We start from the raw sequence: 15,178 nt of genomic DNA, 5'->3' as shown, positions 1-15,178 counted from the left end.
CTGGTCAATGTAGTGCAAAGATCGTCGCGCCGCTGGCCAGTCGCGGGTGCTTTGACGCCAGACGCCGGTCTCGCGGGACTGGTCGTCACTCGTCGCGGAAAGGAGCAAACCGTGTGCCAACGCGGGCAGCCGGGCACCGCGCTAGCGCGGAAACGGCGAGGTTACGGTGAGATGGCGGGTGCCGAAGGTGCGCGCGCGCACGGAGCGCGCGCAATAATGCGGGCATTGTTACGCACGCCGCGGGTGGCCGGCATGTAAAACGGGGTGGTGTGGGGCCGGTTTTACACGGGCGGCCCCGCGTTGCACGGAATGCGGTTCAAGCGGACGCGTGAAGCCTGGGTGCCGCTCGCGTGGCAGCCATGTGGCACGCGCGTGGCATTCGCATGAAATTCATCCGAACGCCGCGCAGCGGCCGTGTCACGAACCCAGCAGACCCGCCGCGATGTTCACGCACAGGCCGAGCACCGCGACGTTGAAGTAGAACGACAGGACCGATTGGGCGAGCGTCGCGCGACGAATTTCGCGTGAGCGCAACACGACATCGGAAGTCTGCGACGCGACCGCGATCGTGAACGAGTAGTACAGGAAGTCCCAGTAGTTCGGCAGCAAATGGTGATCGGGAAACTTCAACGCGGTCTCTTGCGCGTCCGTGTCGAAGTAGAGGCGCGCGTAGTGCAGCGTGAAGATCGTCGGAATCAGAAACCATGCGCCGATCAGCGTCAGACCGGTCAGCAGGTAGTGCCAGACGGTCGTTGCGCCGCCCGCGCCCTTGGCCGACGCGAGTTCGAGCACGATCGCGGCGACGCTCGCGATCGTCGCGACGCAGATGACGACCAGCACGACGCCCGCGTTTTCGTCGTCGCGCATCGCGTATTCGCGCACGCGGTGCTCGTCGGCAAGAGCCATATGCGCCCAGATCATCAGCAGGTAGCTCCAGATGGCCGCGTCCCAGCCGATCAGTGTGCGGGCGATCGGACTCGTATGACCGGGCACGAGGAACGCGACGACGATCCCGATCACGAGGCCGATCACCGTGCGGGGCCGATTGCGAAGAAGCTGGGGATAGTAGTTGATGGACATGGACTCGATGAACGACGAAGTGTAGGGCAGTCGGTGTCGCGGATTCTACGCGTGCAACGCGGACCGATTGTCGAATGGTGGGTCACAGGCTATAGTCTTTCGCGGCGGCCTTGCGCGCCGCTTTCACTTGAAAGGCGATTGGTAGATAACGGCAGCAATCGTTGCAATCATGCATGCAACACCGCACATGCGGCGCGCGTGAATCACGCGCACGGATACGAGACCGCTGAAGCGGCGTAAGACCAGGTTTGGGGAAGAGCAAACGAAGCGGCAGGCGAACGGCATCATGCCCTCGCCGCGCTGCTCGTCGAGAACGACTCATCATCTGGAGCCCCCATGACAGATGTTCCTGAGGATAACGATGCGCATCCCCACGTGACGCATCGGCAAGGAGCGAAGTCTTATCGCAATGCCACACGTTTCACCGGCTTGCCGCCGTCGTTTTCCGCTTCGCGCAGGGCCTGGGTGCTCGGCTCGTGCGCGACGGCCGCGGCGCTCGCGTTCGCCGGCGCGAGCCGTTCGCTGTCGTGGATCGCGCCCGCCTTCGCCGATACGCGGCCAGCCGGGGGCGGACTCGATGCCTTCCTCGCGCTTTCGCAACACCTCACCGGTCGTAGCAGTTTCGATACCGTGCTTGGCCAACGTGTCTACGATGCGCTGTCGCGTGCCGATAACCAGTTCGCGCAGAACGTCGCGGCGCTCAACACGTGGCTGCAAGGCCACGGCGGCGTGCCGTCCGATACGGTCACACAGGCGCTGCAGACCGACCAGCCCGCGCTCGCGAAAACGGTCGGCGCAATCATGCGCGCGTGGTACCTGGGCCTCGTCGGCGACATGCCGCACGTCCAGGTGATCGCGTTTGAAAAGGCGCTGATGTTCGAGCCCGTGCAAGACGTGCTCACGATTCCCTCCTATTGCCGCGACGTGCCGTTCTACTGGACGCAGAAGCCGACGCCCGCGTGAGCCGCGCGAGCCCGCGTGCGGGCCACGCCAGCAGCGCAACCAGCACGCCGGACCCGCAAGCGTCGCACGAACAAAGCCCGCAACAGGCAGGGCATCGAAGAGAGAAACGATGGCAAACACACAATCCGCCGATATCGTCGTGGTCGGCTCCGGCGTCGCCGGCAGTCTGGTTGCGCATCAGCTGGCGCTGGCGGGCGCGTCGGTGATCCTGCTCGAAGCGGGGCCGCGCATTCCGCGCTGGCAGATCGTCGAGAACTTCCGCAACTCGCCGGCGAAGTCCGACTTCGCGACGCCGTATCCGTCGACGCCTTACGCGCCGCATCCCGAGTACGCGCCCGCGAATAACTACCTGATCCAGAAGGGCGATTATCCGTACAACTCACAATACGTGCGGCTGGTCGGCGGCACGACCTGGCACTGGGCGGCCGCCGCGTGGCGGCTGCTGCCGTCGGACTTCCAGTTGCGCAAGCTGTATGGCGTCGGGCGCGACTGGCCGTATCCGTACGAAACGCTCGAGCCGTGGTACGTTGCCGCCGAAGTGCAGCTCGGCGTGTCCGGTCCCGATAGTTCGATCGATCTCGGTTCGCCGCGCTCGAAGCCCTATCCGATGCAGCAGCTGCCACTTTCGTACATGGATCAGCGGTTCAGCCACGTGCTCAATGCGCAGGGCTTCAAGGTCGTGCCCGAACCGGTCGCGCGCAACAGCCGACCGTACGATGCGCGGCCCACCTGCTGCGGCAATAACAACTGCATGCCGATCTGCCCGATCGCCGCGATGTACAACGGCGTGATTCACGCGGAGAAGGCCGAGCAGGCCGGCGCGAAACTGATTCCCGAAGCGGTCGTGTATCGCATCGAAGCGGACGACAAAGGGCTCATCACCGCGGTCCACTACAAGGACCCGAACGGCAATGGCACACGCGTCACCGGCAAGCTGTTCGTGCTCGCGGCGAACGGCATCGAAACGCCGAAGCTGATGTTGATGTCGACCTCCGACAAATTCCCGCACGGCGTCGGCAACAGCTCCGATCAGGTGGGCCGCAACCTGATGGACCATCCGGGCACCGGCGTCACGTTTCTCGCCAACGAACCGCTGTGGCCCGGCCGTGGCCCGATGGAGATGACCTCGATCGTCAACTTCCGCGACGGCGCATTCCGCTCCGATCACGCGGCGAAGAAGCTGCATTTGTCGAATGGCGTGCCGACGATGGGGGTCACCGCCGACCTGCTGAAAAAAGGCCTGACCGGCGCCGAGCTCGACCGGCAGATTCGCGACCGCGCGGCGCGCACGCTGAACATCAACAGCTTTCACGAACATCTGCCGGAGCCGCAGAACCGCATCGTGCCGTCGGCAGATCACAAGGACGCGCTCGGGAATCCTCAGCCCGAGATCTACTACTCGATCAACGACTACGTGAAGAAGAGCGCCGCCAATACGCACGAACTGTATGCGCAGATCGCGACGCTATTCGGCGGCACCGAGGTCTCGTTCGATGACAGCTTCGCGCCCAACAATCACATCATGGGCACGACGATCATGGGCAGCGATGCGGCGAGTTCGGTCGTCGACGCGGACTGCCGCACGCACGATCATTCGAACCTGTTCATCGCGAGTAGCGGCGTGATGCCCACCGCCGCGTCGGTGAACTGCACGCTGACGATCGCTGCACTGTCGCTGAAACTGGGCGACAAGCTGAAGCGCGAAATCTGAGCGCCGACCGGAGAGCCACAATGACGAAGAAAACCTGTCGCGCGCAGCCGGACCCTGTGCTGATGCACGTCAACCAGCGCCGCCGCTTCGGCGGCGCGGCGCTCGCGGCCGCGTTTTCGCTGCTTGCGCTGTCGATAGCGTGGCACGAGTCGCACGGCCCCGACGCAGACTCGACCGACGAAATGCCGATCACCCAGGCGCGCGCCGACGACGCGGCGCAGGCTGCGGTCGGCGGCCCGGCCATGCTCGCCGGCAAGGCCGCCAATGGCGAACTCGTGAAGCGCGGCCAATACCTGACCCGTGCTGCCGATTGCGCGGCCTGCCATACGGCGGACAAGTCGCGCCCATTCGCGGGCGGCCTGCCGATCAGCACACCGTTCGGCACGATCGTGACGCCGAACATCACGCCCGATCCCGACACCGGCATCGGCCAATGGAGCGACGCCGATTTCATGCGCGCGATGCACGAAGGCATCGGCAAAGGCGGCGAGCGGCTCTATCCGGCGTTCCCGTACACCGCCTACACACGCGTGACCGAACAGGACGTGCTCGCGATTCGCGCGTATCTGAACACGCTCGCGCCGATTCACTACACGCCGCCCTCGAACAGCCTCAAGTTCCCGTTCAATCAGCGCTGGCTAATGGTGTTCTGGAACCTGTTCAACTTCACCGAGGGGCGCTTCGTGCCGGACCCGAAACAGAGCCCCGAATGGAACCGAGGCGCGTATCTGGTCGAAGGGCTCGCGCATTGCGAGGAATGCCATACACCGCGCAATTTCATGCAGGGGCTGAAGTCGAGCGCGCGTTTCTCCGGTGCGGTGCAGGCCGGCTGGCATGCGTTCAATATCACGCCGGACAAGCTGAGCGGCGTCGGCGACTGGCGCGACGACGAACTCACGTCGTATCTGTCGACCGGCGCGGCGCCGAGCCGCGCAAACGCGGCCGGCCCGATGGGCGAAGTGGTCGCGAACAGCACGCAGTTCCTGACGCCGGTGGATCTGCGCTCGATCGTCGTGTTCTTGCGCTCGGTGCCGGCCGTGAGCGGCGGCGACGCGCGTCCCCGTCATCAATGGGGCAAGCCGGCCAGCGACGTCACCGCCATGCGCGGCACCGCGATCACCGGCGTGAACGGCGCGCAGCTGTTCGTCGCCAATTGCGCGACCTGTCATGGCTGGACCGGGCAGGGCGTGGGCGCGAGCGCGCCGGGCGCGTATCCGTCGCTGATCCACAACTCGACGGTCGGCGCGAACGACGCGAACAATCTCGCGTTGGTCATTCTGCACGGCGTGAATCGCACGACCGCGCACGCGGACGTGCTGATGCCCGGGTTCAGCGGCCATCTCGACGACGAGCAGATCGCGGCGATCACCAACTACGTGACGAAACAGTTCGGCAATCCGCAGGCGACGATCGCGGCCGACCAGGTGGCGAAGCTGCGCACGCTGCAATAGCGCGCGGGACGACTCGGGCGCGCGCCAGGAGTGACTCGCGCAAACGTGCATTTCCGGTAACGCATACCGCAAATGTGGCGTTTCAGCGTCATTTTTGCGTCGTTCGATGTCTTTCTTGCTCGATGAAGCGCGCGGATACGATAGGCACCCCGCATACGCGTGCGCGTCGGCCGCATTATCATGGTGGGATGAATTCCACCCCCGCCAACTTCGTTCAGCATCACGACGCCAACGAGGCCGGCCGCGATTTCGTGGTCGGCGATCTGCACGGCTGCGTCGACGCTTTGCGCTACCTGCTGCGTCAGATCGCGTTCGATCCGACGTGCGACCGGCTGTTTTCGGTCGGCGATCTGGTCGATCGGGGCGAGCACTCGGAGCAGGCGCTCGCGCTGCTCGAGAAGCCGTGGTTCCATGCGGTGCTCGGCAATCACGAGGACGCGCTGTGTGCGGTCGCCGACGGCCGCTTGCGGCGGCAGTGGTGGTACGGCATCGGCGGCGCGTGGGCGGCCGACGTGCCCGACGAGCGTCTGCGCTATTACGCCGAGCATCTGCGCACGCTGCCGCTCGTGCGCGTGATCGGCAGCGGCAAGGCGCGCTTCAACGTTCTGCACGCCGAATTTTTCGGCTCCGACGCCGAGCTCGACGCGGGCAATTATTCGGCCGAAACGCGCCAGCAATTGCTGTGGGGTCGCGAGCTCGCGCTGGGCAACGGCGATCCGCTGCGGCAGCGTGGGCTGTCGCTGACTTATTGCGGCCATACGCCGGTGCGCGACATCACGCAGATCGGCTCGCAAGTGTTCATCGATACGGGCGCGTTCGGGCCGGACGGCACGTTGACGATCGTGCAGCCGCAGGCGTTGCGTCGTTGGTCGATCTCGGTCGAGGCCGCGCGCGCGGAAGGGGCGGCGGAATTGGCCTTGCCTTGAACGGCTGAAGTCCCCGCGCTGCTTCGCCGCTCTTCTGTCACCCGACCTGATTCAACTCGAACACCATATCGACGCTCCTGCCGTTCCAGTTGTATTCGAGGTATGCCGCGTGATGGCAGTCGCGCAGCAGCATCGTGCGGAACGCCGCGAGGCATTCGCCAGCGCTGTCGCGCACCGACGGATACACGATGCCCGGCGCGCCCGCCGCGCGTACCGCGCGCCCGAGCGCCTGTCCGGGAAGGTAGTCGTCGGGCGACAGCACGGCGGGATCGAACTCGGGGTCGCGACGCAAGTCGACCACGCTGCCTTGTGCGACTACCGTGTAGAGACGCATCTGTTGACGCATCGGCGGCTCGGCGCTCGCCTGGAGAAACTGACCCGTGTGATAGCGTGTTTCGGCGATCGCAGTCGCGCGTGAACGCGCGCAATAGAACACGCCGTAGGTGCCGTCGGAAAAGCGGCTGCCGAGCGGATTCAGATGCGTGAGCGCGGCCATGATCGGCCCGTAGCCGGGCCCGAAACGGCGCTCCTCGCGCGGCACCAGATCGAGTTCGCCGATTTCGGTGCGCAGACGGTCGTTGGTCATCGCTTCGAGCGCGTACAGCGCGTCGAAATCCTCCGGCGATGCGACCCGATCGAACAGGTTGATGGCCGGAAAGCGCGTCGGAATCACGCGATACGCGGGCGACCAATCGAGCGCTGCGCTGGTCCAGCGGTCCTGCCATTGCGGTTGTGTCACGCCCAGCCGCCTCGCATTGCGTCGAGATACTGGCGCACGGCCACGAGATCGCTGATGTTGCCCGCCAGCATGCGGTCCAGCGCGCGTTTGCCGCCGAACGGCGGCGCGCTGTTGGGACGTTTGACCCAGGTGTCGGCGGCGCTCGGCTGCGGCAGCAGAATCTGCAGCGCCTTGTAGATGCCGAGCAGCAGCGACAGTCGCTCCAGCGTGTCGTGGCTGAGGCGCGCGGTCTCGGGCGTCGCCCTCCACTTGAAGAACGTCGAGCGGCCCGGCTTGCCGAGCAGCACGATCTGCTCGTCGGCGCTCAGGTTCCAGTCGCGCGCGATGTTGAAGAACGCACGCAGACCGGCCGCGGACATCTGCGTCAGCGTGGGTTCCGAAAGCGATCGTCGCGGCGATGCCTCGGGCGAGGAAATTCGGGCAGCGTGAGTCATTGCGGGTAAGTCCCTATGTGTACTTTTTAATGATATTAGTCCAAAAGTGGATTTTTGCAAGAGAATATAATCCCGGCTCGTTTTGGCAGTCGTCGATCAGGAGAAGCAGCAGATGCGGGTTCGAGCAGTAGCAGCGGCGCTGGCCGTGTGGTGTGTGTCGGAGGTGGCGTTGGCTGCCGGTTATGCGGAAGTGTGGAATCCACCGGAGGCGAGCGGGCATATCGCGAGCGGACACGTTACCCGGCAGGCGCACGCGCGAAAAAAACCCGAGGCGGTGAAAGTGAAGGCGGGCGCCAAGGGCGGAATCAAGACCAAAACTGGTGCGCATGCGCGGCAGACGGCGAGCGCCCGGCACGCGGCAACCCATGTCGCGTCGGCCGGCGCGGCCCACGGCGGCAAACTCGCGGCGCATGGGAACGGCGAGAAACATCTCGTGGCGGGCGGGAACGTGAAAGGCGGTACGAAAGTCGCGGCGTCGGGGCCGAACCGGTCGCACCCGACCGTGACCGCGCAGACCACGAAGCACGCGCAGCCACATGTGCAACTGGCGCACGCGAAGCCGGCTCGGGGCAAGGTCGTGCACGCCGATTTCGCGGCGGCTCACACCGCGCGTCCGCATGTGGATAAGGTCGCGGCGAAGCCCGCGATTTCCCGTGCGAATCTGATCAAACCGCCCGTGCGGACTTCGTCGGACGCGTCCGCAAACGTTAGCGACATCGCGCCGATGGGCTCCGTGCCCAATCCGGCGACCGCCAGCAGCGGTTCGCTGCCGCCGATCATCCACTAAGGCTGCTTCGAGCGGCGGGGTGTGGCATCGGTCGTGGCGTCACGCCGTGGCGAGGCCGTTTGCAAGCAGCCGCAGCGTTTCCGCCGAGCGGGCCTCGCGCACGCGCGAATGCAGCGTCACACGCGATTCCGGCAGCGCCGGCAGGCTGAGCCGCGCGCCGACGTCGATCAGACCGCGCGGCGCAACCCGACGCGCGAGCGGCGACACGGCGAGCCCAGCGGCCACAGCCGCGCCCACTGCCGCCACGCCACCACCCACAAACACCTCCTGCCAGGCGAACCCCGCCACCGTCAGCGTGCGCAACGCGACCTCACGCACGTTGCACGGCGGGCTCAATAGCGCGAGCGCTAGCGGCTCACCGACTCGCGGCAGCCATGTCGGCGTCGCGAGCCAACCGAGCGGTTCGCTGAACAGCGTCTGCGCGTCTTCGCGCGGCGGTTCGTCGGCGCCGTAGCGGACGATCGCCGCATCGAGCCGGCGTTCGTCGAACTGCGCGAGCAACGCCGCCGACGTGCCCATATGCAACTCGACCAAGAGGCCCGGATCGTGCGCGTTGAGCCGGCCGAGCAGGTGCGGCAGATCGGAGCCCGCAACGTGCTCGCTGAGCCCGAGCACGAGCCGCCGCCGCTCCACCGACAGCGCGCCGAGCGCGCGCTCGTGCGCGTTCAGCAACTCGCGCGCGGCGCCGAGAAACGCGTGGCCGTCGGCGGACAGACGCACGATGCGCGGCGTGCGCTCCAGCAACTGCTTGCCCAGGTGCGCCTCCAGTCGCTTCAGCTTCAGGCTGACGGCCGATTGCGTGGTGTCGAGCGCGTCCGCGGCGCGCGTGAAGCTGCGCAGATCGGCGACCAGCACGAAGGCGCGCACCGCATCGAGATCGAGGACTTTCATTTCGGATGGAAATGGATGAAATAGACAAAGATATCTGTTTATTATGATTGAGCGCGCCTAAGCTGTGTTCAACCCAACACCGCAAACAAGGAGCCCATCATGCCGCTCACCCGGATCTCACTGCGCGCCGGCAAGCCGGCCGATTACCGCCAGGCGCTGAGCGCCGGCATCCAGCGCTCGCTGGTGGACACGTTCAACGTGCCGAAGGACGACATGTTCATGCTGATCACCGAGCACACGCCCGATAACATGATCTATGACCGGCAGTACCAGAATATCGAGCGCGGCGACGATCTCGTCGTGATCCAGCTGACCGTTAGCAACACGCGTTCGGTCGAGCAGAAGAAGGCGCTCTACCGGCGCATCGTCGATGAACTCGGGAAGTCGCCGGGCGTGCGGCCCGAGGATGTGTTCATCAATCTCGTCGAGGTCGAGAAGGAGAACTGGTCGTTTGGGAATGGGATTGCGCAGTACGCAAGCCGTCCCGACTAGCGCCATGCGTCAACAAAGAGCGAACCACCGACCAAATTGCGACATTTCAACAAATATTAAAATATAACGGTGAGGCGGATATAGTGTCGTTATGGACACGATCAATGCCGTACGCGCGCTCGGCGCGCTCGCTCACGAATCCCGTCTCGCGATCTTTCGCCGGCTCGTCGTTGCCGGTCCCGAAGGCATGGCGGCTGGCGAAATAGCGCAGCAGTTAGGCATTTCGCCTTCCGGCCTTTCATTCCACCTGAAAGACCTGACACACGTCGGACTGGTGAGTCCGCGACAGGAAGGGCGCTTCGTCATCTACACCGCAAACTTCGACGCGATGACGTCGCTGATCGGCTTCCTCACAGAGAACTGCTGCTCCGGTGCATCGTGCGCCGCGAGCGACCTTTCCAACTGCTGCCGAGACGAAACATGAAACGCATGCACATTCACGTGGCTGTGGACAATCTTGCCGACAGCATCCGCTTCTACAGCGCGATGTTTGGCAACGTCGAGCCGACGGTCATCAAGAGCGATTACTGCAAGTGGGAGTTGAGCGACCCCGTCGTGAACTTCGCGATCTCGCAACGCGGGGCGAAACCTGGCGTCGATCACATTGGCATCCAGGTCGAAACCGATGAAGAACTGGCAGAGATGAACGCGCGCTTCGCCGCCGCTGAAGTTCCCGTGCAGCATCAGAGCGGCACGACATGCTGTTACGCGAAGTCGGACAAGGCGTGGACCGTCGATCCGCAAGGCGTGGCCTGGGAAACCTTTCTGACCCTCGAATCGGCTCCCATCTATGGGCAATCTCATACCCAGGAGGCATTGGCAGCAAACGAATCCGCGGCAGCCTGCTGCGCTCCGTCCCAGACAAGCATTTCATTTCGGAGCCGCACGTGAGCGGCAAACCGTATTCCGTACTGATTCTCTGCACCGGCAACAGCGCACGCAGCATCATGGCCGAAGCGCTGTTCAATGTGCTCGGCAAAGGACAGTTTCGCGCGTACAGCGCGGGCAGCCATCCATCCGGCGCAGTCAATGCGTTCGCGATCGAGAAATGCGCGGCACTGGGCTACGACACCGCGAAGATGCGCAGTAAGAGCTGGGACGAGTTCGCAACGCCCGACGCGCCGCAGATGGACTTCGTCATTACCGTATGCGATCAGGCCGCGGGCGAGGTCTGCCCGATCTGGCCCGGCAAGCCGATCAGCGCGCACTGGGGCTTTGAAGATCCCGCAGCCTGCCAGGGAACCGACGACGAGAAGCGCGAAGTTTTCGACAAGGTCTATCGACAGATCATGAATCGCGTGAGCCAGTTCGTGAACCTGCCGCTGCACGCGCTCAACCACGACGCAATCCGGCGCGAAATGCGTGCCATTGGCGAGCGTCCGGCAGAGGAAACCAATGAGTCGCGCTGAGGCTCGTGCAGCAGCGCGCCCGGCTATCGGCTTCTTCGAGCGCTATCTGACGGTGTGGGTCGCGCTGTGCATCGTGGCAGGCGTGATACTCGGCCAGTTGTTGCCGGGCGCATTTCAGGCGCTCGGGCGCATGGAACTCGCGCACGTCAATCTGCCCGTCGGCGTGCTGATCTGGGTGATGATCATCCCGATGCTCATCAAGATCGACTTCTCGGCGATGAAGCAGGTCGGCAGCCAATGGCGCGGCATCGGCGTGACGCTCGCGGTCAACTGGCTCGTCAAACCGTTCTCGATGGCCTTGTTGGGCTGGGTGTTCATTCGTCACGTGTTCAGGCCGTGGCTGCCCGTCGAGCAACTCGACAGCTACCTCGCAGGTCTCATCCTGCTCGCCGCCGCGCCGTGCACGGCAATGGTCTTCGTGTGGTCGCAGCTGTGCAAGGGCGACCCGTATTTCACCCTGTCGCAGGTCGCGCTGAACGACTCGATCATGGTCGTGGCGTTCGCGCCACTCGTCGCGTTGTTGCTCGGGCTGTCCGCGATTACAGTGCCTTGGGACACACTGATCGCTTCGGTTGGCCTTTACATAGTGATCCCGGTCATCCTCGCGCAACTGCTGCGCCAACGCTTTCTTCGAAAGGGCGAAGAGCATTTCCGTAGCGTCGTTGCCCGTCTCGGTCCCTGGTCCATCTGCGCCTTGCTCGTGACGCTGGTCCTGCTGTTTGCGTTTCAGGGTCAGCAGATCGTTGAGCAGCCGCTGGTGATCGCGATGCTCGCCGTGCCAATCCTCATTCAGGTGTTTCTGAACTCGGGACTGGCCTACCTGCTCAACCGCCAGTTAGGCGTCGCACATTGCGTCGCTGGCCCGTCGAGTCTGATTGGCGCAAGCAACTTCTTCGAACTCGCCGTGGCCACCGCAATCAGCCTGTTCGGTTTTCATTCGGGTGCCGCCCTGGCGACGGTGGTTGGGGTTCTGATCGAGGTCCCCGTGATGCTGCTCGTCGTGGGGGTCGTGAACCGTTCGCAAGCATGGTACGAATCAGGGCAGCGGAACGCCGCGCCCAACTTGGGGAGAAACGGATCGCGATGAGTGATCTGCCGAACGTCAGCCCTATTCACCTCGATATACCGGACGTGGACAAGCTGGCACCCGTGACCACTTCAACGCATCCGCCACGCATCCTGCTGCTTTACGGGTCGCTGCGAGCAACGTCGTATAGCCGGCTGCTGACGCTCGAAGCCGAGCGCATCCTCCGGCATTTCGGAGCGCAAACGCGGGTATTCGACCCGCACGGCCTGCCGCTCGCCGATAGCGTCCCGGCAGATCATCCGAAGGTCGTCGAACTGCGCAAGCTGTCCGAGTGGTCGGAGGGGCAGGTTTGGTGCAGCCCGGAACGCCACGGCAATCTCACGGCCGTATTCAAGAATCAGATCGACTGACTATGATCGCGTGGTCGACGTGATGGAAGAGTTGTTCAAGTTCACGCTGCTCGTGCGGGACCGTTCGGACTATCTGACCGATCGATACAGCGAGCGCAAGGAGGCCGCGCCCCTGCAATTCAGCCAGCACACGACCACGAGAGCCACGGTTAATAGGGCGACCAGCAAGGCGAACGTGAGCGGATGACCCGCGGGTTGAAACCGGAAAACGACCACCCCGAGCGACACGAAATACGCGAGCAGCGTCACCCATCCTTGCCAGCGCACGGGAAGGCCCCAACCCCAGCCATAGCGTTTGGCTGGGAACCAGTATTCACGAGAGGGTGACATCGCGCGGTCTCCTGGTTCGGGCGCTTGCTCATTGTCGGCGATTCACGGTCGGTAAGTGCAAGCATTGCATCTTCCGCGCTGTATCACGCGGGACTATATTTCCTGGACCGGCTTCAACCCGAGTCCATCGACAGGAAACGTTCCATGCAACCCGCAAACCAGCAAAAAACCGTGCTTCTGATCGGCGCCTCGCGCGGCCTCGGCTTCGCGATGGTCGAGGAGTATCTGAAGCGCGGCTGGCGAGTCATCGCGACCGGCAGGCAAAATTCCACGACCAGGCTCCTTCAGCTTGCGACGGCGTCACATGACGCACTCGAAGTCGAAACGGTCGACATCACGATGCCCGAACAGGTCGCCGCGTTGCGGGGCCGCCTCGAAGGACGTCCGATCGACCTGCTGTTCGTCAACGCCGGCGTCAAGAACGACGATAGTGAAACGATCGCGGATGTATCGACCAACGAATTCGTGCGCGTAATGGTGACGAACGCGTTGAGTCCGATGCGGGTCGTCGAGGCCTTGCAGGATCTCGTTCGGCCGACTGGCACGATCGGCGTGATGTCGTCGGGGCAGGGCAGCGTCGCCAACAACGAGAATGGTAACTACGAGGTCTATCGCGGCAGCAAGGCCGCGCTCAACATGTTCATGCGAAGCTTTGCCGCGCGTCATCGAAGCGATACCAGAACCCTGCTGCTGATGGCGCCCGGCTGGGTGCGAACCGACATGGGCGGGCCGGACGCGCGTCTGAGCATCGACGAAAGCATCCCGAACCTGGTCAGCACGATCGACGCTTACGAGGGCCGTGCCGGTTTGCATTACCTCGACTACCTCGGCAGAGTCGTGCCTTGGTGAACGGCAAGCGTAGGGGCCAGCGGTAGAAGAGCGCGTCGCTATAATGATTCGCCGCCCTACACGTACCCTCAATCACTCTCTGCCATGACCATCGACCGCCCCGATCCTCCCCGCGATGCCCTCGAACTCGGCGGCTCCGTCTGGTTTCAGGCGGGCACGCAGACGCTCGGCGGCGCGGCCCGCATCGCGCTGCTTGCGGCGATTGGCGAGACCGGCTCGATCACGAGCGCGGCGAAGGCGGTCGGCATCAGCTACAAAGGCGCGTGGGATGCCATCGACACGATGAACAACCTCGCCGGCGAGCCGCTCGTCGTGCGTCTGACCGGCGGCAAGGGCGGCGGCGGCACGACGCTGACGCCGCGCGCGATGAAGCTGATCGAGACGTTTCGCGCGGTCGAGCGCGAGCATCGGCGCTTTCTCGAACGCGCGGGCGCGGCGATTGGCGAGGGCTTCGCGACGGACTGGGACCTGATCGGCCGCATCGGCGTGAAGACGAGCGCGCGCAATCAGTTCTACGGCACGGTGTCGGCGATCGAGCGCGGCACCGTCAACGACGAAGTGTCGCTCGCGCTGCCCGGCGGCCACACGATCGTCGCCGTGCTCACGCACGAGAGCACCGAAGCCCTCGGGCTCGCGGTCGGCGTGGCGGCGTTTGCGCTGATCAAGGCGTCGTGGGTCGTTTTGCTCGTACCGGGTGATGGCGATCGCGATGCGCCGTTGAACCTGTCGGCGCGCAATCAGTTGCGTGGCACCGTGCACGGCGTGAAGCGCGGCGCGGTGAACGCGGAAGTGTCGCTCGGGCTCGAAGGCGGCGCGGTGGTCACGGCGGTCGTCACCAATGGCAGCGTCGACATGCTCGGTTTGCAGGAAGGCGCGAGCGCGGTCGCGGTGTTCAAGGCGTCGAGCGTGATACTTGGCGTGAAGGATTGAGGTTGCCGGGGCGTAACGGAAGCGCAATGCCACCCGCTCAACGAGGCGACGCCTCGCTGCGCGCATATCCTGCGAACGGATGATCCTCGCGCACGCGGCCGTCGCTGACCTGCACGACCTGATCGCCGAATGCGGCGACGTCGTCCGGATCGTGCGTGATCAGCACCATCGGAATATCGAGCCGCGTTTGCAGGTCCGATAGCTCGCGTCGCATGCGCTGGCGCAACTCACTATCCAGTGCGGAAAACGGCTCGTCGAGCAACAGCAGGCGCGGCTGCGAAACCAGCGCGCGCGCGAGCGCCACACGCTGCTTCTGCCCGCCCGACAGCTGCGCCGGGTGATTGCCCGCCAAGCCCCTCAATTCGAGCGCATCGAGCCAGTAATCGACCTGCGCATGCGCGCCGCGCGCACGCGGATTGAGCCAGCCCCGCTGCAGCCCGAAGCCGATGTTCTGCCGCACATTCAGATGCGGAAACAGCGCGTAGTCCTGAAACAGATACGCGATCTTGCGCGCCTGCGGCTTCTGATCGATGCCGACCGCGCTATCGAACAAGGTGGTGCCGTGCAGCGTGATGGTCCCTTCATCGGGACGCAGCAAGCCGGCGATCGCCTGCAAGGTCAGGCTCTTGCCCGCGCCCGACGGCCCGAACAGCACGAGCCGCTGCGTGCTCGCGCTGAACGCGACGTCGAGCGTGAAGCGCCGCTCGGCGGTCTCGAAGGTCTTGCGGATGGCGACGTTGAGCGGCATG

18 protein-coding genes and 1 pseudogene are annotated in these 15,178 nt (G+C 64.4%); 13 read left to right on the top strand and 6 right to left on the bottom strand.

The features are described from left to right. Nucleotides 1–417: 417 nt before the first annotated feature. Nucleotides 418–1,080 (bottom strand): DUF1345 domain-containing protein, encoded by a 663-nt coding sequence (locus tag HDG34_RS02715; RefSeq protein ID WP_184057517.1) that lies wholly within the window; start codon nt 1,078–1,080, stop codon nt 418–420. Nucleotides 1,081–1,416: 336 nt separating this feature from the next. Here HDG34_RS02715 and HDG34_RS02710 point away from each other — a divergent pair, with 336 nt between their 5' ends. From HDG34_RS02710 to HDG34_RS02695, 4 genes are all read left to right on the top strand, one after another. Beyond that, a complete protein-coding gene (locus tag HDG34_RS02710; RefSeq protein ID WP_184057515.1) occupies nt 1,417–2,043 on the top strand; it encodes a sugar dehydrogenase complex small subunit in 627 nt (208 codons plus the stop codon). A gap of 109 nt (nt 2,044–2,152) precedes the next feature. Beyond that, nucleotides 2,153–3,754 carry a GMC family oxidoreductase gene (locus HDG34_RS02705; protein WP_184057513.1) on the top strand — a complete coding sequence of 534 codons (1,602 nt, stop codon included), beginning with the start codon at nt 2,153–2,155 and terminating at the stop codon, nt 3,752–3,754. A 20-nt stretch (nt 3,755–3,774) separates the two neighbouring features. Then, entirely contained in the window at nt 3,775–5,205 is a 1,431-nt protein-coding gene (locus HDG34_RS02700; protein WP_184057511.1) for a cytochrome c, read from the top strand. A 188-nt stretch (nt 5,206–5,393) separates the two neighbouring features. Further along, a complete protein-coding gene (locus HDG34_RS02695) occupies nt 5,394–6,131 on the top strand; it encodes a metallophosphoesterase (protein WP_409259238.1) in 738 nt (245 codons plus the stop codon). A 37-nt stretch (nt 6,132–6,168) separates the two neighbouring features. Here HDG34_RS02695 and HDG34_RS02690 read toward each other — a convergent pair whose 3' ends face one another. Both HDG34_RS02690 and HDG34_RS02685 read right to left on the bottom strand, forming a co-directional pair. After that, nucleotides 6,169–6,870 (bottom strand): RES family NAD+ phosphorylase, encoded by a 702-nt coding sequence (locus HDG34_RS02690; RefSeq protein ID WP_184057507.1) that lies wholly within the window; start codon nt 6,868–6,870, stop codon nt 6,169–6,171. Beyond that, nucleotides 6,867–7,229, bottom strand: coding sequence for an MbcA/ParS/Xre antitoxin family protein (locus HDG34_RS02685; RefSeq protein WP_184058011.1), 363 nt, complete (start codon nt 7,227–7,229; stop codon nt 6,867–6,869). The genes HDG34_RS02690 and HDG34_RS02685 overlap by 4 nt, the downstream gene beginning before the upstream one ends. 187 nt (nt 7,230–7,416) lie before the next feature. On the opposite strand from HDG34_RS02685, the gene HDG34_RS02680 reads away from it, so the two are divergent. Beyond that, nucleotides 7,417–8,091 carry a hypothetical protein gene (locus tag HDG34_RS02680; protein WP_184057505.1) on the top strand — a complete coding sequence of 225 codons (675 nt, stop codon included), beginning with the start codon at nt 7,417–7,419 and terminating at the stop codon, nt 8,089–8,091. Nucleotides 8,092–8,130: 39 nt separating this feature from the next. Here HDG34_RS02680 and HDG34_RS02675 read toward each other — a convergent pair whose 3' ends face one another. Continuing rightward, nucleotides 8,131–8,982 carry a LysR substrate-binding domain-containing protein gene (locus tag HDG34_RS02675; RefSeq protein WP_184057502.1) on the bottom strand — a complete coding sequence of 284 codons (852 nt, stop codon included), beginning with the start codon at nt 8,980–8,982 and terminating at the stop codon, nt 8,131–8,133. A 99-nt stretch (nt 8,983–9,081) separates the two neighbouring features. Between HDG34_RS02675 and HDG34_RS02670 the strand changes: the two genes are divergently transcribed. From HDG34_RS02670 to HDG34_RS02645, 6 genes and pseudogenes are all read left to right on the top strand, one after another. After that, complete coding sequence (locus tag HDG34_RS02670; RefSeq protein ID WP_184057500.1) at nt 9,082–9,474, top strand: tautomerase family protein; 393 nt, start codon at nt 9,082–9,084, stop codon at nt 9,472–9,474. 91 nt (nt 9,475–9,565) lie between these two features. Next, entirely contained in the window at nt 9,566–9,898 is a 333-nt protein-coding gene (locus HDG34_RS02665; RefSeq protein WP_184057498.1) for a helix-turn-helix transcriptional regulator, read from the top strand. Next, a complete protein-coding gene (locus HDG34_RS02660) occupies nt 9,895–10,365 on the top strand; it encodes an ArsI/CadI family heavy metal resistance metalloenzyme (protein WP_184057496.1) in 471 nt (156 codons plus the stop codon). The genes HDG34_RS02665 and HDG34_RS02660 overlap by 4 nt, the downstream gene beginning before the upstream one ends. Continuing rightward, on the top strand, nt 10,362–10,883 hold the full coding sequence (locus HDG34_RS02655) for an arsenate reductase ArsC (protein ID WP_184057494.1): 522 nt from the start codon (nt 10,362–10,364) through the stop codon (nt 10,881–10,883). The genes HDG34_RS02660 and HDG34_RS02655 overlap by 4 nt, the downstream gene beginning before the upstream one ends. Then, complete coding sequence (arsB, locus tag HDG34_RS02650; protein ID WP_184057492.1) at nt 10,870–11,970, top strand: ACR3 family arsenite efflux transporter; 1,101 nt, start codon at nt 10,870–10,872, stop codon at nt 11,968–11,970. The genes HDG34_RS02655 and arsB overlap by 14 nt, the downstream gene beginning before the upstream one ends. Beyond that, a pseudogene (locus HDG34_RS02645) lies at nt 11,967–12,507 on the top strand (NAD(P)H-dependent oxidoreductase). The gene arsB and the pseudogene HDG34_RS02645 overlap by 4 nt, the downstream one beginning before the upstream one ends. Here HDG34_RS02645 and HDG34_RS02640 read toward each other — a convergent pair. Next, nucleotides 12,390–12,650 (bottom strand): hypothetical protein, encoded by a 261-nt coding sequence (locus HDG34_RS02640; protein ID WP_184057490.1) that lies wholly within the window; start codon nt 12,648–12,650, stop codon nt 12,390–12,392. The pseudogene HDG34_RS02645 and the gene HDG34_RS02640 overlap by 118 nt on opposite strands. 144 nt (nt 12,651–12,794) lie before the next feature. On the opposite strand from HDG34_RS02640, the gene HDG34_RS02635 reads away from it, so the two are divergent. After that, the gene (locus tag HDG34_RS02635; protein ID WP_184057488.1) at nt 12,795–13,499 is read left to right on the top strand and encodes an SDR family NAD(P)-dependent oxidoreductase; all 705 of its coding nucleotides are present in this window, start codon (nt 12,795–12,797) and stop codon (nt 13,497–13,499) included. 84 nt (nt 13,500–13,583) lie between these two features. Then, nucleotides 13,584–14,429, top strand: coding sequence for a TOBE domain-containing protein (locus HDG34_RS02630; protein WP_184057486.1), 846 nt, complete (start codon nt 13,584–13,586; stop codon nt 14,427–14,429). Between the two features lie 37 nt (nt 14,430–14,466). On the opposite strand, the gene HDG34_RS02625 is transcribed toward HDG34_RS02630, so the two are convergent. Continuing rightward, nucleotides 14,467–15,177: a sulfate/molybdate ABC transporter ATP-binding protein gene (locus tag HDG34_RS02625; RefSeq protein ID WP_184057485.1), complete on the bottom strand. Its 711-nt coding sequence runs from the start codon at nt 15,175–15,177 to the stop codon at nt 14,467–14,469. Nucleotide 15,178: the final 1 nt, after the last annotated feature.

The organism is Paraburkholderia sp. HC6.4b (genome assembly GCF_014200875.1).
Lineage (GTDB): Bacteria > Pseudomonadota > Gammaproteobacteria > Burkholderiales > Burkholderiaceae > Paraburkholderia > Paraburkholderia tuberum.
This window is presented reverse-complemented; position numbering and strand designations above follow the sequence as displayed.